Source organism: Bacillus sp. BR3(2024), assembly GCF_039134555.1.
GTDB lineage: Bacteria > Bacillota > Bacilli > Bacillales > Bacillaceae_G > Bacillus_A > Bacillus_A cereus.
The window spans coordinates 831,060-850,893 of the sequence record NZ_CP152433.1 but is presented as its reverse complement, the minus strand read 5'-3'; the positions used below and the strand labels follow the sequence as shown (position 1 = coordinate 850,893).

The window sequence follows — 19,834 nt, the reverse complement described above, 5'->3', positions numbered from 1 at the left end:
CCTTAATCATTTCAATTAAAAGCTTATTCTTTCCTTCTTATGAAACGAACCTGATTTATTTAAAAACGTAATTTACTAAATCTTAATTATGCATACACGCATTTTTCATAGGCAAATGTACACATTCTACAGAAATTTGATACCCTAGCCATCGCTCAGCAATATGTTCAAATGATAAAACAGATCCCGTTGTAAAAAAACGATGCTTCGGATTCAGATTGTCAGACAAAATTCCTTTGTGCTGTAAAATGGTGCTTAACTCTATCGCCGTTTCTTCTGCAGAACTAATAATCGTTATATCTTCTCCTAGTTCCTTTTTTATATAGGACTCTAAAAGTGGATAATGCGTACATCCAAGAATTAACGTATCTATATCTTCTTTCGTTAATGGAAGTAAAGCTTGTTTCACTTGCTGCGTGACATATGCTGTATCTTCTAATTGATTTTCTACAACTGTGGCTAAAGTCGGGCAAGCATAGCTATGCACTTCCAAATATGTATCCAGCTCGTGTAATGCTTTTTCATACATATTAGATTTTATCGTACCTACAGTTCCAATTACCCCGATTTCCCCTTTCTTTGTTACTTTAATTGCCGCTCTTGCTCCTGGATGTATAACGCCAATAACTGGAATGGAAAGTGCTTCTTGCAGCTCAGTCAATGCAGCAGCTGCAGCAGTATTACATGCTACGACTAGCGCTTTTAATGGAAACTGTTTGAGGAACTCAACCATTTCAAATACGAAAGATTGCACCTCCTCTACACTTCTTGGTCCATACGGGCAACGCTTATTATCACCAATATAATAAATGCTTTCTTTAGGCAATTGTCTTATAATTTCGCTCGCAACTGTTAATCCCCCAACTCCCGAATCTAGCACACCTATTACTGAATGTTTATGACATACAGACATTTACTTCATCCCCTTTTCAATCATCTAGCGCTAATAATATGTATTATATTACGAAAATTCAAATATCACATAACAACCCCTCTTACTTTTAATCACAAACTCTTCTCTATAATCTGATTATTACTATATCCATTGACGTATAAAAATTCATTTGTTACTCTTAAAGACGTTAATTTAATATTTAAATCCTCATTCGTATCTCGGTGAGGTAGAGGTTGCAATCATTAAGAGTATCATTTCAGGAGATGTAGTGGCATTGATGAAGGAATGAGAAAGGAATGGTTGCCGAAGTAAGTCGTGTCCACCATGCACGCTTGCTGGGTCTGCATTTAATAAGTGCAGAACTGTCACAAACGTTTCGTTTGTGGAGAGCTATCGAGAGGTATGTCGTGGGTTTCTTATAAGATAGAAAGCATGTAGCGGCAAATTACATGCTTTTTTTGTTTTGTTTGGGACTTCTCTTCCTAACTCAGGAAGACATACATATCTCCTCGCTTGACTTGGTTATACTAACTTTGGAGGTATTTTCTATGCAACAAAAAAAATGGGGCTTTTGGGTATTAACAGCTTTCGTTGTCGGTAACATGGTTGGCGCTGGTATTTTCATGGTGCCAAGTACGTTGGCACAAACAGCAAGCCCACTCGGTGTCACTTTAGCTTGGTTAACTACAGGGTTTGGTGTTTTAATGCTAGCTCTTGTTTTCGGTAATTTAGCAATTCGTCGTCCTGATTTAACGACAGGGCCACAAAGTCATGCATATGCTTTATTCTCAACACCAAAAAAGAAAAAAATGGCTGGTTTCAGTATGGTATGGGGATATTGGGTTGCAAACTGGGCAAGTAACGTTGCCATCATTACATCATTTGCGGGATATTTATCACTCTTCTTCCCAATTATGAAAGATACGCGACTACTATTTTCAATCGGTTCGTTTAACGTAGAAGTCGGAAAACTAATTACATTTACGATTTGTTCCATCTTACTTTGGGGAACTCATATTATATTAACAAACGGTGTAAGCGGAGCTGGAAAACTAAACTTCTTAGCAACAACAACGAAAGTAACTGGATTCCTTTTATTCATCGTCGTTACGTTATTTGCATTCGAAGCTTCTAAATTTGGACAATGGTACACACCGATGATTGATAAATCAGGTGCATCACACGGTCTTCTTTCACAAGTAAATTTAGCTGCTCTTACAACGCTTTGGGCGTTTATCGGAATTGAATCAGCCGTTCTTTTATCAAACCGTGCTGTTTCTCCAAAAACGGTAAAACGTGCAACAGTTGCGGGATTACTTATTACAGTTGCCATCTACTTAGGAATTACAATTTTAACAATGGGTGTACTTCACGTTGATAAATTACAAGCTTCTGAACGTCCATTAGCAGATGCACTAAACGCTGCAATGGGTCACGGCGGCGGGAAACTGATGGCATTACTGGCTCTTACTTCCCTGTTCGGTTCTATCTTAGGCTGGATTTTATTAAGCTCAGAAGTACCTTATCAAGCAGCAAAAGAAGGTTTCTTCCCTTCCTTCTTCACGAAAACAAATAAAAAAGGAAGTCCAATTTACTCATTACGATTAACAAACATTATGTCGCAAGTATTCCTATTCTCAACATTATCAGGAACCATTGCGGAAGCTTATACATTCGTTATTACCGTATCAACACTGGCCTACCTCATTCCATATCTCGTTTCACCAATCTTCCAGTTAAAACTAGTCGCAACTGGTGAAACATATAAAAATGAAATGCGGGCAAGAATTACAGATGGCATAGTCGCAGTTATCGCACTTTGCTACGCACTATGGGTTATTAAAACGGGCGCATCCGATATAAAAACGTTCCTTCTCGGAATTGGTTTATTCGTAATCGGATTTGCTTTCTATCCATTAATGAATCGTGATCAGAAAAAAAATAACGAAAAGAAAAACGGGCAAGTTGCATAACGCAATTTGCTCGTTTTTTCTTTTGTAAAACATATATAATAGAACAAAGAGGTGAAAAACATGTCAATCGAATCGCTATGGAGCAGTCGCTTCCAACAACATATTCAAAATATCATTACATACTTTGCACGTATGATTAACGGTTTACTATATAGCTTTATCTTTATTTCATGCGTTGGTGCATATTATTATGCTCAGTTTCTAAAAGCATCTCCTTCTAAAGGAATATCTTTAATAATTATAACGATTGTACTTACATTCATTATAACGAGATGCCCTATCCGTACATTTATTCAAAAACCTGATGCTGTCTATTTACTAGCACTAGAAGAGAAATTAACATCTTATTTCAAAAAATCTCTTCTATACAATTACATCATTCAGCTTTTCCCATTGTTATTTACGTTCCTTATTCTCGTTCCACTTGCTATGCAATCATTGCAATTAACTGTACCTTTTTTATGTACAATCTTTATCGTGTTAATGATTACGAAAGCCTGGAACATGTACATACATTGGATGTGGCGTGATAGTCACGAAAAAAATATATGGCTAATCATTCGTATTACTTGTAACGCCCTAATCATTTACATGCTGTTTTATTCCGCAAATGTTCTCATATTGGGCGGACTACTCTTACTAATTGCTTTCCTACTTCTATATACGAAAAAACAGCCTACAAAACGAATACCGTGGGATTACATAATCGAGCAAGAAGAAAAAATGAACGTTCGTTTTTATCAATTTGCTAGCATTTTCACAGATGTTCCGCAACTGAATAAACAAGTAAATAAAAGAAAATGGCTTACAAATTGGATTGAACCTTTATTACATAAAAAACGAGCAACTTTCTTCTATTTACATACATTAGCATTTTTACGTGGGAATGATTATTTCGGTATATATATTCGCTTAGGATTGATCGGTGCTTTTGCCTTATATTTTATACCAAATATATACGTAAAAGGTGCTATCTCTTATATCGTTCTATATATGATCTCTATGCAGCTCCGTTCACTGTGGAAATATTTTTCAGGAAATATTATTGTAGCATTATATCCAATCCATACTGAAGAAAGGATGAAGCAATTTCTTAGCTTAATCTTTATATTGCTAAGTATTCAACTCATTGTATTTTCAAGTGTTATACTCATTGCTACAGGTCAATTTTTACATAGCCTTATCATTATGATTGTCGGGTTACTCTGGATCAAATTTATTATTGTACCAAAAACGAAGCAAAGAATTTCCGCATTTTAACGAAAAGAATTATCTTAAAAGCCAAGGAGAAAATAAACTTTCTCCTTGGCCTTTTTATTTTTCTTCCTCAAACAAGAACCATTTAAACAACCGGTATTTTATGATTTTTACATACAAAGACGATAATACATGTTTATGTTCTAATAAAAAGGGTATTTATTAAATTAACAGGGCAAAGAAAGTGGAGGGAATGAAAAAATATGAATTAAAGTTTCACTTTATAAAAGGCATTGCTCAAGGATGATTCTGGAACCGACAATATAATGTAAGGAGCGGATTAGAATGAGTAAAAAAATTGCTATTTTAATAACGGATTATTTCGAGGACACAGAATACACAGAGCCAGTAGGAGCTTTTAAACAAAAGGGCTATGAATTAACAACTATTGAAATGGAAAAAGGGAAAACGGTACACGGTAAACAAGGAAAAAGTGAAGTCGTAATTGATAAAAGTATTGACGATGTTTCTCCAGAAAACTTTGATGCCCTCTTCATACCAGGCGGGTTCTCCCCAGATATACTTCGTGCAGATGAACGTTTTGTTCGCCTTAGTAAAGCATTTATGGATGCGGAAAAGCCTGTTTTCGCTATTTGTCACGGACCTCAGCTACTCATCACTGCACAAACACTTGAAGGACGTGATGTAACTGGATATAAATCTATTGAAGTCGATTTAAAAAATGCCGGCGGGAACTTTCATGACAAAGAGGTTATCGTATGTCAAAATCAGCTAGTAACAAGTAGACAGCCAGAGGACATCCCAGCGTTTATTGAAGAATCGTTGCGTATATTAGGATAACTAACCTCCTTTTATTTACATGAAAATAGTTAATCAGTGAGGTTTTATTCATCCCCACTGATTAATTAGCCCCCACCAACTGGTCGTTTACAGGCAATCCGACCACCACAAATAGCAAGATAAATAAAAAGAGGGGAATCCCAAAGTTCAGTTTTAATAATCTTTTGGATTCCCCTCTTTTCTCGCCCAAAAATTCCTTATCACTTTTCATAGGCAGTTCTCATATAGTGAAAATGACTATATAATTCCTATCCATAAGTTAAATAATGATTTCGCACATATATAAATACAAAAGATGGGAGCCTTATTTATGAATAACAATCCACCTTCAACGCCCCCAAATCCAACGGAAACGAATAATAATGAAGTGAGCTTACAAACGTTACGCGTTATTGGGCTAATTGTACTGATTAGTGGCTACATATTAGTAACGCTTTCTGAAGTAGGCACATTAAAAAATCTTTTGCTACAGCCTAGTACTACTCCAAATTTAGCTGAAGTTGATCCGTTCTAAAAATTATATAAAAAGCGAATCCCAGTATAACTGGTTCGCTTTTTATATAGTTTCATCCAATTTGAGAAACATTTCTCTCATCCTCATACTTCTCTTTCCCTATCGCTTTCATAAATAGTAAAATACTGCTCATACCAACGATAAAGTACAGAGCACTCATGCCCCAAGATGCAATAAATGAACCTAGCATAACACCTAATGCCCCGTTCATTTTTGCCACTTGAAAGACCATTCCGTTAATCGCCATATAAGAACCTCTTGCCTCATTTGGCACCATATCTGCCATAATAGATTGACGCACTGGCACATACATCATCTCACCTACCGTTTGGAAAAGCCCTGCAATTAATAAAATCCATAAGCTATTGCTCGTTCCGAGTATTGTAAATCCAATTGTATAAATGAATAAACCTACATATAAGATTTTCAAATCGCTGAAGCTTTTCAGCATTTTAATAAGAAGTGCTGAACATAACACAACTAAAATTGTATTCTCTGCAGAAATCCAGCTCAGCATGCGAATCCCTGTTAAATCAAACGTAATACCATTCCCGAATAAAAAGTGCACCGTTTCAAATTCCTTCTGCAAGCGAACACCTAAATAATTATTAATTTGAAACTCTAAAGACAATGTACATATACTCGCTGCACAAAAAATTAAAAATGCTTTATCTTTCATCACGACTTTATAACTATCTGCCATATCTTTTAATACATTTTTCTTCTCTACTGTTTTTCTCACTACATACACTTCTTCCATATACACAGCCATCACATATAGAGTAATAATCGCAACAAGAGTTAATACGATAAACAATTGCAATCTATAGTTTTCAAATAGTAATCCACCAAATATTGCTCCAATCGCAATGGATAAATTAATAGCCCAATAATTAATGCTGTACATTACTTTTCGATTTTCAGGTGTACTCACATCAATTAACATCGCCTCTGTCGCAGGATTCATAAGTCCAGATCCTAAACTATTCACTAGCATAAAGATAAATGTTAACCACGGTGAATCTACATAATCCGAATTCGCAACTCCCATACAAGCAATAGAAATGACTTGTATACTTTGACCGATAATCATAACCTTTTTACGCCCAAGCCGATCCCCAACATATCCACCGTATAAACCAATTACTAATGAAGCTATGACATTAATGAGTAGTAAAGCACCAGCAATCGCACTACCTAACTTTATTGAAAAATAAATCGCCATAAATGGAAAAATCATCGTGGACACAGTACGTGTTAAAAACGAAGTTATAATTCTAATTTTTATATTTCGATGCATACTCCAAAATCCCATTGTTTCCCCCTCCTTATGCTTACTTATTTTACTTTGAAAAAAAGGAAGAAAAAGGTTAGAATATTCTAAAGAGTTTCCCCTTTTATAGATAGAAGGAAGTGTATATATGAAAATTATGGACTATTACATTAGACTAAGACTACATGCACAAGATCAAAAACATATACAAAATAGCTTACAAGAATTAGCTGATGTCTTATATTGCAGTACGAAAAACGTAAAGATTTTATTAAAGAAAATGAGCGAGGAACAATTAATTAGCTGGACTCCAGGACGAGGCCGCGGAAATAAAACGGAAATTCTATTTATACATAATTTCGTAGAAGCGATTGAATCCTATACAGATGAACTGTTAGCGCAAGAAAAATTAAAGGATGTTTTTCTTCTTTTAAAAGAACCCCTTCCCCTTGCACTTCAAAAAAAGATAGAAAATAAACTACATCATCATTTTGGATACGAACCTTTAAATGATATGTACGACGTATTAAAGATTCCTATATCGAGAAAGATATTCCCTTTAGATCCGGCTTTTGTGGCTGTAACTACAGAGAGCCATCTTACGAGTCAAATTTTTGATACGTTAGTCGTCTATAACGATGTTACTGAAAAAATGGAGCCTCACATTGCGCATACGTGGGAATTAAGTGAAGATGGACTTACGTGGACCTTTTATTTACGAAAAGATATATATTTTCATAACGAAACAATTTTAACTTCTAAAGATGTACAATTTTCATTTGAAAGACTAAAACAAGTTCAATCCCCTTTCGAATGGTTAACAGAAGAAATTATTCAAATTGAAACGCCATCACCACTGCAAATTCGATTCCATTTAGCAAAACCAAATTTATTTTTCTTACACTATGTAAGTTCCATGCAGCTCGCAATTTTACCGCGTGATACGAGTATTCAAAATCATCATTATATAGGTACTGGACCTTTCAAACTTGCTCATTACTCTGAAGATAATATCGTACTCGAAGCGTTCACCCATTATTTTAAAGAGCGCGCGTTATTAGACCGTATTGAATTTTGGGGTATTCCTGACCATGTGCAAATAGATGCTGATTATGAACTACCAAACGAAGAGGAAAATGAAAGGCATGATATACAAATAGAAGAAATAGGTTGTATTTATGCTAGCTTCAACTTTAAAAAACCTGGTTCTCATCACGACATTTACTTTCGAAAAGCTTGGAGAGAACTATATGATGTTGAAATGATACTTCGTAACATAGAGGGTAGACGGACAATTGCTGCATCAAGCTTCTTCCCTGATAGAAGCCGCCTTGCAACAAGAAGATCCTACTCTTTAGAAAAGGCAAAAGAGTATTTGAAAAAGAGTACATATAATGGAGAAACGATACATATTTACTTCTTCGCATTTAAAGATAGTGCAAATGATGCATATTTCTTAAAAGAACGATGTGAAAGTTTAGGTATACAAGTAGCGCTTCACCCATTTCCCGTTTCAAATTATATGGATCGCTCTATTGATAAACATGCTGATATTATTTTCATGGGAGAAGTCTTTGCTGCCAATCATGAAATTGCATTCTTAAATGTATTTAAAAATAAAAGTTGCTTCGTAAATCGGTTCATGGACCCGCACTACGAAAAACAAATTAACTGTTTACTAGATACATTTTTACTAGAAGAAAATAAAGAAAAGCGTTATGAACTCATGTATGAGATTGAAGAGTTTTTACAAGCAGAACACATCATTTTATTTAACTATCACGTTTTAAAAAGAAAAACATACCCTTCTTCTTTAAAAAACGTAACAATTGATTCATTTGGTTGGGCAAATTTTGCGAAGTTATGGATACAGCCATCCACGCATTAAAGTGTGAGTTTTTATAAAAGGAGAAGGTACTACATCCTTAGTAGTACCTTCTTCACATACAAATATAAACTATTATTTAATTACTCTATCTAAGTGATCTTTCAAGTTCAATAAATATTGTTCAATATCCGGATTCTTCACCACATCATAACAAGCAAAACTCTTTAACGGACTCATACCGAGAAACTTTTGCACGCGGTGTAAATGACTAAGCGCTGATTCTAAACTTTCTCCTTCAAAGAACTTCGTCTTATCTCCAAATGCTTTTTCAGGTGCATTCCAAGTTGTAGAGAACATATACTCTTTCTCTTTTAATAAACCACCTGTTCCATATTCATCTGCACCTTTAAAGAACAAACCGTATTCATATACTTCATCCATATACGTTTTAAATAAGCCCGGTACACTAAACCAATAAATCGGTGTTTGATAAATAACAACATCGGCCCATAAAAACTTATCTTGTTCTTCTTTAATATTGTAACCATCTTGAATCGTTGTTGTTTTCACATGATGATTCTCGCCTAATACAGTAACCATATAATCTACTAACGTTCTATTTAATCGTCCTTCCTTTGTACCGTATTTTTCATGTCCATTTATAATAAATATATTTTTCATTACTTTTCTCTCCCCTATATGATCTACTCTTCGGCTATTAAGCCGAGTTGCTGCTGTAGTGTAAGATTATCTTCTAAATGCCAATCCTCCGTTATCTTTCTGTCTTTCACATGTAAAATATCAATTGCAAAAAAATTAATTTTCTTACCATTATGCGTTCCTGTAAAAGAAAGACGGGCTGTTACTTTATCACCAACAACCAATAAGTCTTCAATCTCGCAATGTATATCAGGCACAACTTTACGAAAATTTTGCGCTGCAAACTTTAATCCTTCAATGCCTTGTGGTCGCCCTTTCGGCAATGTATTATCGAAGAAATCTTTAGTAACAGTCTGCGGAATAAGTTCCTCCTTACCTGTATCCCAAAATGCATAAAAACGCTGCGCCGCATGAACCATTTCTGTCGCTTCTTTTTTACTTAGTGAGGGATCAATTGTCATTGCTTTTGGCCTTGGCATTTCTTTTAATAACTGAACTTCACCTTTTTGTTCCGCGCCGCATGCTACAAGCACAATACAAATAACAAACAAACTAAGGAATCCAAATAACTTTTTTATCCCCATGGAAATCACCACCTCCTCATATAAATCCTTTATGTTTCGTATTACTATTGTATATGCACTAACTTCCTTTATGGAAGTAGTGATATTTTTTTCATATAGTTACCAAAAGTATAGTTTTGTGATACTATAAAGCAAATTCATCCAAAAAAATTTTATGGAGGCTTGTTCCATGAACAATATAGATCCAGTTGAATTAACGAAAGGTTTACCTGGCATACCTTGTCCTATCGCTAAAACGCTTGATGTAATTAGTACAAAATGGACATTTTTAATCATTCGTGATCTTCTTATCGAAGGAACATTACGCTTTAGTGATTTACAAAAATCAATGGATGGGATTAGTCCAAAAACATTATCGCTTCGACTAAAGGAATTAGAATCTCAAGGCATTATAACGAGAAAAGTATATCCAGAAGTTCCGCCTCGTGTAGAGTACACATTAACGGATAAAGGAAAGCAATTAGAGGGGATTTTTATTGAATTAAAACGGTTTGGATTAAGTTTATAAAACAAAAACCCCTTACCGTCGTAAGGGGTTTTATTACTTCGCAAAACTCTCAGCCAACTGTTTCTCTCTCCACATAAATGTAATGCCGAGACCAACTATTAAAACAACTCCTGAAAATGCATATGGATAATGAATATTCATATCAAATAATATTCCGCCCATCGCTGGTCCTGCGATATTTCCTAAACTCGTATAAGTTGAGTTCATACCAGCGACGAATCCTTGCTCTTTTCCGGCTGCTTTTGATAAAAATGTCGTTAAAGCTGGACGAAGTAAATCAAATGCTAAGAAAATGAAGCAAGTAACGAGAAGTACAATCCAATAATTAAAGACTACAGTTGAGACGAATGCTAATACTGCACCTACAATTAAACATATTTGAATTAACACTTTCTCACCGAACATGTCTACCAATTTGCCAAACATAAATACTTGCACAACTACCCCAAAGATTGAACTAATTGTAATAATCGCTGCAATATCTTTCGGCGAGAAACCAAATTTATGATCAGAGAACAAGCTAAACACTGTTTCATACGCTGATAATCCGAATGCGAGTACAAATACGATAATAAATGCGATTGCATACATTGGATGTAATGATTTCTTTAAATCACCAATAAAGCTTGATTCTTTCGTATTAGAAGAAATCTCTGCAAGTTCTTCTTTCGTTAACGGTTCTTTTAAAATAAAGATCGAAATCACACATGCTATAAAGGCAATTGCTGCTGCAACGAAAAACGGCACACGTATACCGTATTCTGCAATAAATCCGCCGATTCCAGGCCCTATAATGAATCCAGTACTAATCGCTGCAGATAAGTATCCCATTGCCTTTGGACGTTCCTGAATAGATGTAATATCCGCAACATATGCCGTAACACCAGGCATAATAAACGCAGCACTAATTCCGCCTAACACCCTTGCTACATAAAGCATCCATACATCTTTTCCCAATCCAAAAAGAAGCTCTGAAACACCAAAAATAAATAATCCAATGATTATCATTTTCTTCCTACCGTAAAGATCAACCCACCGGCCTGTAATAGGTGAAGTAATGAGCTGTGCCATTGCAAACACTGCAACGAGATAGCCCATCGTCTTCCCTGTTAAATGCATATCATTCATAAAGGACGGCATAACCGGAATGATTAATCCAATCCCTAGAAAAGCGATAAATATATTACTCAAAAGAATGACCAATACCATCTTTTGTTCTTTTATCGGTTTCTTCACTTTTTAACACCTCTTCCCGTAAGTTCCTCTCAAAAAATAATGCCCAAGAAGCTTTTTCTTTATCCTGCTCTTTGCGGGCTAGTAATGAGTGAGGATGCCTCCACTCATTAGAATTTCACTCTATCCTTCCACACATACATAAGCATTAGGTGAATGACTATCATTCAGTTTTCCTCAAAAATGAACCTACCTTTTCAGACAGGTTCATCTTACTACTTCTTTATATGTAGTGCATGTGTTAAAAAATCTAGTACTTCTGCCTTTTGTAGCTCGACTTGATCATCATCTTTATGATCATATAAATAAACTTGTTCCGCTGCTGATTCAACAAGAGCGATAAATAACTTCGCTGTTCGTTCTGCGTGAACCGAATCACGAATTTCACCAGCTTCTTTCGCCTCACTTAAAAATTCGCTTAACCACATATAAAGAGGCTCATACACAGCTTCCCACTCTTTTATATGTTCTGTAGATGCAAGACCCGCATACATTAAAGCTTGTATTTCACGGTATTCCTCTATAAATTGAAACACCGCATCGATTACTTGTGCCACTTTATTTGAAAAAGGTACATCTTTTTGTACTTTCTCTTTCACTGCAAGTATCATCTTTTCAACCATCACTTCTGCTATTGCAGGCATAACAGATAGCTTAGAAGGAAAATATAAATAGAAAGTTCCTTGCGCAATGCCAGCTAATTTCACGATATCAGAAATCTTCGTTTTTTCGACGCCCTTTTCCTGAAACACTTCAATCGCTGCATAGACAATTTTCTCTTTTTTATTCATCATCTAAACCCTTTCACACGCATATTGAATGACTGTCACTCATTTTATAAGATAATTGATTGTACTGTCAATGATAGTGAACTCTAAGAGGACGTCATTTTTTTATAATAAAATCTCCTAATAAACAATTAGGAGATAAAAATACAATATATCTTTAAGAAAGTGCCTTTAATCCTGTCACTCCACATACAATAAGAAACACACTAATAATACGCGCTTTACTTTTCGACTCACCAAACAAGAACATGTTTAATAAAACTGCACCTGCTGTTCCAATACCGATCCAAACCGCATACGCGACACTGACTTGTAAAAATAAGAAAGATGTATACAAGAATGCGAAGGATGTAGCAAACCCGCCTATATAAATCGCACCATTGGCTAATGTCTTATCTTTACTATACATTTTAAGTCCTATCACACCGACTATTTCACTAATTGCAGCACAAAATACGAAAAACCAACCCATCTTTAAGCAGCTCCTTCCACAGTTTCTTCTTTATTATCAGCTAGCTTTAAACCGATAACGCCAGCTACAACCATCACGATAAAGAATAACTTCCCTACACTGAAACTTCCGCCGAAAAGAAATACATCCATCAAGAAAGTACCTACCGTACCAGCTCCAGCGAAAACAGCATATACAGTCCCTGTTGCAAGATGTTCACACGCTTTAGAAAGGAAGTGAAAATCAACAGCTATAACTCCTAAAATAATAATCCAATGCCACCAAGTATTGGCTGTATTAAAACCAAACACCCAAAAAATTTCAAAGATACATGTTAATATGACATATAACCAAGCTTTATTTTTCATACCTCTCACCTCTTATGACTGACTATCAGTCATTTTTGTTTAAAAAAAATATGCTCTTTCATCACTACTATATATAAACAACTATCATCCTCATTTACCATTTATATTTGTTCCGTTTTCAAACTAACTACATCCTGCCACAGAAAATGACTGAATGTCATTCATACTTATTGTATATGAATAAATCATACTGTGTCAAGAATCGATTTTCATAATAAATATGTGCAGAAATTTAGAATAAGGGAATACGAATTGATATACAAGCATCCCCTTATTATTCATGTGTATTATTTATTTTTATGTACTTTTAAAACATACGATTACTTTTAGTAAACCATATCCAATTCCTCCTCCTATCGTATTTAATAACACATCAACAACATTAGGTATTCCCACCCCAAAAAGATATTGTAAAAATTCGATTGTTGTTGACGTTAATATGATTAAGAATATTACTACATAAGAATTGAATAGATTTCGAAACCATAACGGCAGAAAAAATCCTAGTGGTAATAAAAGTAATATATTACCTAAAATAATAGTTCCGATTCCATATATATTTAATATATGAATTATTGAATCAAAAGGAATTAATTGTGGTGTAGAAAATTTAAAAATAGATTTATTCTCAAGCACTCTTTCATAAATAGACCACGGTATCGCCTCGATTCTTGTAATTATTAATACTCCCATTGTATAAATAAAAGATACACTTACTAGCAATAATCTTAAGATCAAAAACTTTAAAGAGATGTCGTTTTTTTTGTATTTCCATATAAGTATTATCGTTATTATTAAAAATATTGTTCCAATAATAGGTGAAACATACGGGGGACTAAATTGAATCATCTCGGAAAAAGTTCTTGTAAAATATGTCGCCATTTTAACGTAACTCCTTAAATAATATATAAAGTAAAACTTAATCAGTAGGAATTTTGTTCATTATACACTGATTATTAATTGAACCAATCGGACATTAACGGACAGCACGACTGCCCACTAACTTCTTTGCTTCAGCCTAATTTTGAGTTAGAAATCTCCCTACTAGTTATTGTGGAATGAAATAATAATTAGTTTTTTCAACTCTTATTTATTTTCAAATTTATTCTTGAATGCATCTTTTATTTTTTATCCCCTGTTCTATTGTTAAATCACCATCTATCATTGTTAGTTTATTTATAAGTAATATCAGGATAAGAATAACCTAGTCTGCTTACATATTCTTTGTTATTATCCATAATAGATTTACTTCATAATTTATATTATAAATATAATGTAATATATAACTATGTTTATTTTATTTATAAACTTTATTGTTAAAGCTATTATTTTTCAGTAAAAAAATAGCTAATTATCAACGATAAGCAGATATATTAAACATAAAATGAAGATTCAATCAGTCTGTAAATAGTCGAATAAACTGTCCTACCAGACAATTTATTTCTGATTCCACATGTAGTTAGAAAAAATTCTATCGTCCACTGTATATTTCTCAATAATCTGTCAATACTGCTAGTAACATAATATTTTCTCCACTCCCCCTTGGAGAAATCCCTTGAATGGAGCAGTTAGCTTTTGCTAGCTGCTCTTTTTTATTTATCCGCACACTATGATGAAATACTCATAGATCAAATCCATTTTTCATCACATAACAACATCTATTTATTTTCCAATGAGCTTTTGTAAGCACGAATTTTATTCTCGAGCATCTTCTCTGTAACTTCTAAGTTTTCTCTTTGAATCTGAATAGATTTCCTATGATCTTCTAGGAGCTGTAAACGAGCTTCTGTTGTATGCTCCCCTTCTGTATATAATCTAGCGTATTCTCTTATTTTCGCTATTGGCATTTGCGTTTGTTTTAATTTCATTACAAACTGCAACCACTTTATATGTGACTCTTCGTAAAGTCGATTTCCATTTGTATCTCGATTTGCAATTAATATATTTTCCTTTTCATAATAACGTAGTGTATGTGTGCTCACGCCTAATAATTTTGCTACCTCGCTAATTGTGTACATACTAAAACTCCCTCCACATGCTTACCCTCATATATTTTATGACCTTATCAAATTTATAAAAAACATTTGACTTAGAGTATACTCTAACAAATACAATCTAACCATAATAAATTCATTTGAACTTAGGGGGATTTTATATGAAATACACTGTTATTACTGGCGCAAGTTCCGGAATTGGTTATGAAGCAGCTTTAGCATTTGCATCTCGCGGAAAAAATTTAGTACTTGTAGCTCGAAGACAAGAAGAATTAAACGAATTAAAATTGAAAATTAACGAAATGCATCCAGAATTGGATGTTGTCATTCGAAGAACTGATTTATCTGTTACTGAAGATGTTTATAAACTTTATGAAAGCCTACAATCTTTTCAAATTGAAACGTGGATTAACAACGCAGGTTTTGGTAATTTCGCCTCAATTGCTGAACAAAATTTAAATAAAATCGAGACGATGTTGCATGTCAATATAGAAGCACTAACAATACTCTCTTCTCTTTTCGTTCGAGATTATTCAAAGGTTGACGGAACACAGCTTATTAACGTTTCATCGGGAGGCGGATACACGATTGTTGCTGATGCTGTTACGTATTGCGCTACGAAATTCTATGTAAGTGCATTTACAGAAGGGCTGTCTCACGAACTGAAAGAACAAAGCGCAAAACTGCAAGCAAAAGTTTTAGCTCCTGCTGCAACTGAAACAGAGTTCGCGAAGCGTTCATTTGATATTGATGAATTCCAATACGATAATGTTGTACCAAAATTCCACACTGCAAAACAAATGGCACAATTTATGCTCGATCTTTATGATAGCGATAAAGTTGTAGGGCTTGTCGATGGTTCTACTTATAACTATGAACTTAAAAACCCCATTTTTAAGTTTGCAGTAAGAAAAACGAATTCAAGTTCTTAATTTCCCCTAAAACATAGATGCCCACTATTACGTAAATAATAGTGGGACTTTTTCTGTCTGAAAAATTCACCCAACATACCGAATCATCGCCACCTCATCACAATAATCAACCTTTGGACAATGCCTACAATCAATCCATACTTTCTCTGGCAATGCATCTCTATTCACAAAATCAAACCCGCACTTTTGAAAAAATTCCGTTTCATATGTTAAAGAAATAACTCTACTCACTTTTATTTTCGCAGCTTCATTCATGACATGATTCACTAACATACGTCCAATCCCTTTTCCTGCATATGTATGCGAAACGACTAACGACCGGACTTCTGCTAGGTCCTCCCCTAATACATGTAAACCAGCAACTCCAACAATTCTCTCGTCTTCTTTCATAACATATAAACATTGCAAATATTGATAAAGAGACAAAAGAGAACGTGGTAAAACAACTCCCTCTTTTGCATAAACCTCAATAAGACTATAAATTTCTTTCACATCACTCGTCACCGCATTACAGATTTTCATATTACATCCCCTTGCCCCTCAATATTAATATTTATAACTTAAAATGAATTTTAATTCACAATTTTATATAATAATACATCTCTCTTTTCTCCTCGTCAATCAATTTATACAAACAAAAAACCAAGCAATCTAATCGATGCTCGGTTCCTCATTTCGTATCGGCAATACCGTCGAATATTTAATTTCACGAAGTGCTAAACTTGTCTGTATCCTTGTAATACCAAGCTTATTCAACTTTCTAATAAACTGCTCTAGTTCTTTACGATCACGATTTGCAACCTTTAATAAATAATCGTACTCTCCTGTTAAACAGTGACATTCTAACACTTCCGGCATCGATTCTAATTCTTTCTCCAACACTTCCAGCTTGTCAAATTGATGAATATTTGTACTCATAAAAATAAAACATAATAAATCAAACCCAAGCTTTTCTTGATTTAAAATCGCAACTTGCTTATCGATGAAACCTTCCCCATCCAATCTTTTTATTCTTGCATGCATCGCAGCCGGTGATAAATTAACGCGACGTGCCAGCTCTGCATTACTTACTTGTGACTCCTTCTGCAATATATCTAAAATTTGTACATCCAAATCATCCAACACTTTAATAACAGACGACTCCATTACAATTCCCCCCTTTTTTCTTACCGATGATTATTCGAAAAAACACCTTATACCTTACAAAAAACTGAATATCATTCCGTAAATATCATTCATAACTAAAGATTTTATCGAGTTTTCACCATTATACAAAAGAATATATTACACAATAAAGAAAAATGCTAAAATTATTTACAATTCGTATTGATTACAAAAAAGGGGATTTTAGCATGCCTTATTTTTACGTCTTTTTACTATTACTAACGAGCTTATTATGGGGAGGAAATTTTGTCGTTGGAAAATCACTCGTCGATCATGCATCGCCGATGACACTGACAAATTTAAGATGGATGATTGCGATTGTTTGTTTATTACCGATGGTATGGTTTAAAGAAAAGAAAATCCTTCCACCACGTACCGCAATACTTCCTTTAATATTGATGGGAATTTCAGGGGTCGCTCTTTTTAACATCTTTCAATTTTTAGCATTAGAAAAAACATCCGCTACGAATGTAGGTCTTATCTCTACATTGAATGCAATTTCAATCGCATTATTTTCAGTATTATTTCTAAAAGAAAAAGTAAATACACTTCAAATCCTATCCATGATTCTTTCATTCTTCGGGGTTATCCTCGTCCTATTAAAAGGTGATTTCTCGCTTTTATTTTCACTACATTTTAATAGCGGCGATTTATGGATGATTGCAGCAGTTTGTATTTGGGGAATCTATTCTGTTTGTAGTAAATGGGCAACAAAAACAACTACACCACTTATGGCAACGTTGTACTCTGGTATTTTCGGCGTTATTTTATTACTACCGCTTAACATAGGTAGCTTCACTGTTTCAAATATAAATACTTCTTTCATCACATCACTTTTATATACTGGGCTTATTTCGACAGTTCTTTGTATGGTATTTTGGAATATTGGTGTACAAAAATTAGGCGCAACTACATCAGGTATTTTTCTAAACTTCAATCCAATTTTCACAGCCATTTTAGCATTCATATTCCTCAGAGAAGAATTAACGTGGATACAAATTTTAGGGACAATTGTCGTTGTAACAGGATGTTATTTATTTTCTCATTTTAAAACTGTTGCCGTTCAGCCTGTTAGACCTTTAATGCGAAAACATTCTTAATGAAAAAACATCGTCATCTGGGTTGGCGATGTTTTTATTTTCTCTTCATTTCTTTTATATACTGCTTTTCCTCTTCTGGCGATAAACGTTTCGTCGCCTTGCCAGTATCTCCACCTTGAAGGCTCCATAAAAAGTTATGCTCCTCAACAGTTTGAGAAAAATCTCCTTTTTCCCATCTATTTATAATAGAAAATAACTTCATTTTATATTGAAAACCTGTACTATTTTCAATATCTCTTTTTACATTAGAAATTTCCTTTTTTGTCATCTCTACAAATCCCCATTTTTCAGAGGATTTTACCTTTTGGTGCACCATTTTATGCATAGTAGAAATAATTTCACCTTCACTAATTTGCGGGGCTTCTTCTGCAGCTTTTTTCTCTTTTTCGTTTGCCGCTCGCTCGGTTTGAATATTTGTATTTTCTTTTTCCACATATGCAAGCAATTTCTTTCCGCCAACTATAGAAGAGATGATTACCATAATGGTAATACATATACCTACAATCCATTTAAAAAGCATTAGCTCTTCATCGCTTCCCTAACAATATGACTATCTACATACTGCTTAAACTTCACGATTTTTCCATTTTCAAGCTGCCATACATGAACAAATTCTGCTTCAAATGATTTTCCTGTTTCTTTATAAACTCCAGAATACATACCTTCAGCAACAATTACATCTTTTCCGTTTACTTCATGATATGTATTTACACTTGCTTTATAATCATCCCAGTCTGATCCTAAACGGCTAAATACATTTTCCATTATAGCTTCTACGCCTTTATATGTTCCGCCGTACGGGAAACCTTCTGCCTCTGTCCATTCCACTTTTTCAGAGAAGGCTTCTGCTAAATGCTTTGCATTCGAAGACGCTGATCCTTCATACGTGCTTTGAATAATTTCTAAATTTGATTTAGGCATATTACTTCCTCCCGTTTATTTATTTTTGCACAAGATGTAACCTATACAGTTACATCTTGTGCAAAAAAATATTTAAATTGTTTTACTCTTAATCTATTTGTTGTAATCATTATAGTTACAATATTTCTTCAAGTCAACATTTATAAATAAAATTTACTTCGTTTTCATTACTTTCTCTTTTAAGAAACGATCTACATATCCTTCTGCTTTTACTACGAATAAATACGCACCCATTGATAATAATGCAAGATCTAATTCATATCCTGGATTCTTTCCATCTCCTAATAAACCTGCTGCTCCATTTACCTTTACAATAGCTCCAGCTAAAATAAGAGCGAATAACAATCCTACATATCGTACACCTAAACCGATAATTAATAATATACCACCAACTAATTCAACTGTTGCTACGCCGTATGCAAGACCACCTGGTAAACCGATGCTTGTAAACCATCCTGCTACGTTATCGATACCTGATTGAAACTTTGCTAAACCGTGTGCAAAAAACGTAACTCCTAACACGATACGAATAATTAAATTCCCAATATATTGATTCATTTTGAACTCTCCTTTTTGTTTTGTTATGGTGA

24 protein-coding genes and 1 riboswitch are annotated in these 19,834 nt (G+C 34.3%); of the genes, 8 read left to right on the top strand and 16 right to left on the bottom strand.

Annotated features, from left to right (window positions below; translation table 11 throughout):
• Window positions 1-82: 82 nt before the first annotated feature.
• Complete coding sequence (racE, locus tag V7S45_RS04430) at window positions 83-913, bottom strand: glutamate racemase (RefSeq protein WP_025687296.1); 831 nt, start codon at window positions 911-913, stop codon at window positions 83-85.
• 201 nt (window positions 914-1,114) lie between these two features.
• Window positions 1,115-1,296: riboswitch (Lysine riboswitch) on the top strand.
• 147 nt (window positions 1,297-1,443) lie between these two features.
• Here racE and V7S45_RS04425 point away from each other — a divergent pair.
• The 3 genes from V7S45_RS04425 (at window position 1,444) to V7S45_RS04415 (ending at window position 4,926) form a co-directional block, all read left to right on the top strand.
• Window positions 1,444-2,868, top strand: a complete 1,425-nt coding sequence (locus tag V7S45_RS04425; protein WP_001186301.1) for an amino acid permease — start codon at window positions 1,444-1,446, stop codon at window positions 2,866-2,868.
• Between the two features lie 60 nt (window positions 2,869-2,928).
• On the top strand, window positions 2,929-4,128 hold the full coding sequence (locus V7S45_RS04420) for an ABC transporter permease (protein ID WP_342761670.1): 1,200 nt from the start codon (window positions 2,929-2,931) through the stop codon (window positions 4,126-4,128).
• A 282-nt stretch (window positions 4,129-4,410) separates the two neighbouring features.
• Complete coding sequence (locus V7S45_RS04415; protein WP_242278499.1) at window positions 4,411-4,926, top strand: type 1 glutamine amidotransferase domain-containing protein; 516 nt, start codon at window positions 4,411-4,413, stop codon at window positions 4,924-4,926.
• A 61-nt stretch (window positions 4,927-4,987) separates the two neighbouring features.
• Here the strand turns inward: V7S45_RS04415 and V7S45_RS04410 are convergent, their stop codons facing one another.
• Window positions 4,988-5,137: a hypothetical protein gene (locus V7S45_RS04410; RefSeq protein ID WP_242278500.1), complete on the bottom strand. Its 150-nt coding sequence runs from the start codon at window positions 5,135-5,137 to the stop codon at window positions 4,988-4,990.
• A 99-nt stretch (window positions 5,138-5,236) separates the two neighbouring features.
• Here V7S45_RS04410 and V7S45_RS04405 point away from each other — a divergent pair, with 99 nt between their 5' ends.
• The gene (locus tag V7S45_RS04405; RefSeq protein WP_001063866.1) at window positions 5,237-5,440 is read left to right on the top strand and encodes a hypothetical protein; all 204 of its coding nucleotides are present in this window, start codon (window positions 5,237-5,239) and stop codon (window positions 5,438-5,440) included.
• A gap of 52 nt (window positions 5,441-5,492) precedes the next feature.
• Here the strand turns inward: V7S45_RS04405 and V7S45_RS04400 are convergent, their stop codons facing one another.
• Window positions 5,493-6,755, bottom strand: a complete 1,263-nt coding sequence (locus tag V7S45_RS04400; protein ID WP_242278501.1) for an MFS transporter — start codon at window positions 6,753-6,755, stop codon at window positions 5,493-5,495.
• Window positions 6,756-6,861: 106 nt separating this feature from the next.
• Here V7S45_RS04400 and V7S45_RS04395 point away from each other — a divergent pair, with 106 nt between their 5' ends.
• The gene (locus V7S45_RS04395; protein WP_342761669.1) at window positions 6,862-8,601 is read left to right on the top strand and encodes an SgrR family transcriptional regulator; all 1,740 of its coding nucleotides are present in this window, start codon (window positions 6,862-6,864) and stop codon (window positions 8,599-8,601) included.
• Between the two features lie 72 nt (window positions 8,602-8,673).
• Here the strand turns inward: V7S45_RS04395 and V7S45_RS04390 are convergent, their stop codons facing one another.
• A complete protein-coding gene (locus tag V7S45_RS04390; RefSeq protein WP_006917044.1) occupies window positions 8,674-9,222 on the bottom strand; it encodes an NAD(P)H-dependent oxidoreductase in 549 nt (182 codons plus the stop codon).
• A gap of 23 nt (window positions 9,223-9,245) precedes the next feature.
• Entirely contained in the window at window positions 9,246-9,785 is a 540-nt protein-coding gene (locus tag V7S45_RS04385) for an ester cyclase (protein ID WP_000511552.1), read from the bottom strand.
• 169 nt (window positions 9,786-9,954) lie between these two features.
• Between V7S45_RS04385 and V7S45_RS04380 the strand changes: the two genes are divergently transcribed.
• On the top strand, window positions 9,955-10,293 hold the full coding sequence (locus V7S45_RS04380; RefSeq protein ID WP_001059470.1) for a helix-turn-helix domain-containing protein: 339 nt from the start codon (window positions 9,955-9,957) through the stop codon (window positions 10,291-10,293).
• Window positions 10,294-10,326: 33 nt separating this feature from the next.
• Here V7S45_RS04380 and V7S45_RS04375 read toward each other — a convergent pair whose 3' ends face one another.
• From V7S45_RS04375 to V7S45_RS04350, 6 genes are all read right to left on the bottom strand, one after another.
• Complete coding sequence (locus V7S45_RS04375; RefSeq protein ID WP_000742953.1) at window positions 10,327-11,529, bottom strand: tetracycline resistance MFS efflux pump; 1,203 nt, start codon at window positions 11,527-11,529, stop codon at window positions 10,327-10,329.
• Between the two features lie 212 nt (window positions 11,530-11,741).
• Complete coding sequence (locus V7S45_RS04370; RefSeq protein WP_043924626.1) at window positions 11,742-12,320, bottom strand: TetR family transcriptional regulator; 579 nt, start codon at window positions 12,318-12,320, stop codon at window positions 11,742-11,744.
• 151 nt (window positions 12,321-12,471) lie between these two features.
• On the bottom strand, window positions 12,472-12,786 hold the full coding sequence (locus V7S45_RS04365; RefSeq protein ID WP_000539671.1) for a multidrug efflux SMR transporter: 315 nt from the start codon (window positions 12,784-12,786) through the stop codon (window positions 12,472-12,474).
• Window positions 12,787-12,788: 2 nt separating this feature from the next.
• A complete protein-coding gene (locus V7S45_RS04360) occupies window positions 12,789-13,133 on the bottom strand; it encodes an SMR family transporter (RefSeq protein ID WP_000790626.1) in 345 nt (114 codons plus the stop codon).
• 297 nt (window positions 13,134-13,430) lie between these two features.
• Entirely contained in the window at window positions 13,431-14,015 is a 585-nt protein-coding gene (locus tag V7S45_RS04355; RefSeq protein WP_342761668.1) for a VanZ family protein, read from the bottom strand.
• Between the two features lie 776 nt (window positions 14,016-14,791).
• Window positions 14,792-15,151: a MerR family transcriptional regulator gene (locus tag V7S45_RS04350; protein ID WP_000288066.1), complete on the bottom strand. Its 360-nt coding sequence runs from the start codon at window positions 15,149-15,151 to the stop codon at window positions 14,792-14,794.
• A 137-nt stretch (window positions 15,152-15,288) separates the two neighbouring features.
• Here V7S45_RS04350 and V7S45_RS04345 point away from each other — a divergent pair, with 137 nt between their 5' ends.
• Window positions 15,289-16,059: an SDR family NAD(P)-dependent oxidoreductase gene (locus tag V7S45_RS04345; RefSeq protein ID WP_242278505.1), complete on the top strand. Its 771-nt coding sequence runs from the start codon at window positions 15,289-15,291 to the stop codon at window positions 16,057-16,059.
• Between the two features lie 66 nt (window positions 16,060-16,125).
• Here V7S45_RS04345 and V7S45_RS04340 read toward each other — a convergent pair whose 3' ends face one another.
• A complete protein-coding gene (locus V7S45_RS04340; protein ID WP_000686669.1) occupies window positions 16,126-16,581 on the bottom strand; it encodes an N-acetyltransferase in 456 nt (151 codons plus the stop codon).
• Window positions 16,582-16,710: 129 nt separating this feature from the next.
• A complete protein-coding gene (locus V7S45_RS04335; protein ID WP_000446097.1) occupies window positions 16,711-17,205 on the bottom strand; it encodes an Lrp/AsnC family transcriptional regulator in 495 nt (164 codons plus the stop codon).
• A gap of 206 nt (window positions 17,206-17,411) precedes the next feature.
• On the opposite strand from V7S45_RS04335, the gene V7S45_RS04330 reads away from it, so the two are divergent.
• Window positions 17,412-18,323 carry a DMT family transporter gene (locus V7S45_RS04330; protein ID WP_257115875.1) on the top strand — a complete coding sequence of 304 codons (912 nt, stop codon included), beginning with the start codon at window positions 17,412-17,414 and terminating at the stop codon, window positions 18,321-18,323.
• A gap of 34 nt (window positions 18,324-18,357) precedes the next feature.
• Here V7S45_RS04330 and V7S45_RS04325 read toward each other — a convergent pair whose 3' ends face one another.
• The 3 genes from V7S45_RS04325 to V7S45_RS04315 all read right to left on the bottom strand — a co-directional run bounded on the left by V7S45_RS04325 (window position 18,358) and on the right by V7S45_RS04315 (window position 19,802).
• Window positions 18,358-18,843 carry a PRK06770 family protein gene (locus tag V7S45_RS04325; protein WP_242278506.1) on the bottom strand — a complete coding sequence of 162 codons (486 nt, stop codon included), beginning with the start codon at window positions 18,841-18,843 and terminating at the stop codon, window positions 18,358-18,360.
• Entirely contained in the window at window positions 18,843-19,244 is a 402-nt protein-coding gene (locus V7S45_RS04320; protein ID WP_001126699.1) for a nuclear transport factor 2 family protein, read from the bottom strand. Before V7S45_RS04320 ends, V7S45_RS04325 begins: the two co-directional genes overlap by 1 nt.
• A 153-nt stretch (window positions 19,245-19,397) precedes the next feature.
• On the bottom strand, window positions 19,398-19,802 hold the full coding sequence (locus V7S45_RS04315; RefSeq protein ID WP_001077751.1) for a DoxX family protein: 405 nt from the start codon (window positions 19,800-19,802) through the stop codon (window positions 19,398-19,400).
• Window positions 19,803-19,834 lie beyond the last annotated feature (32 nt).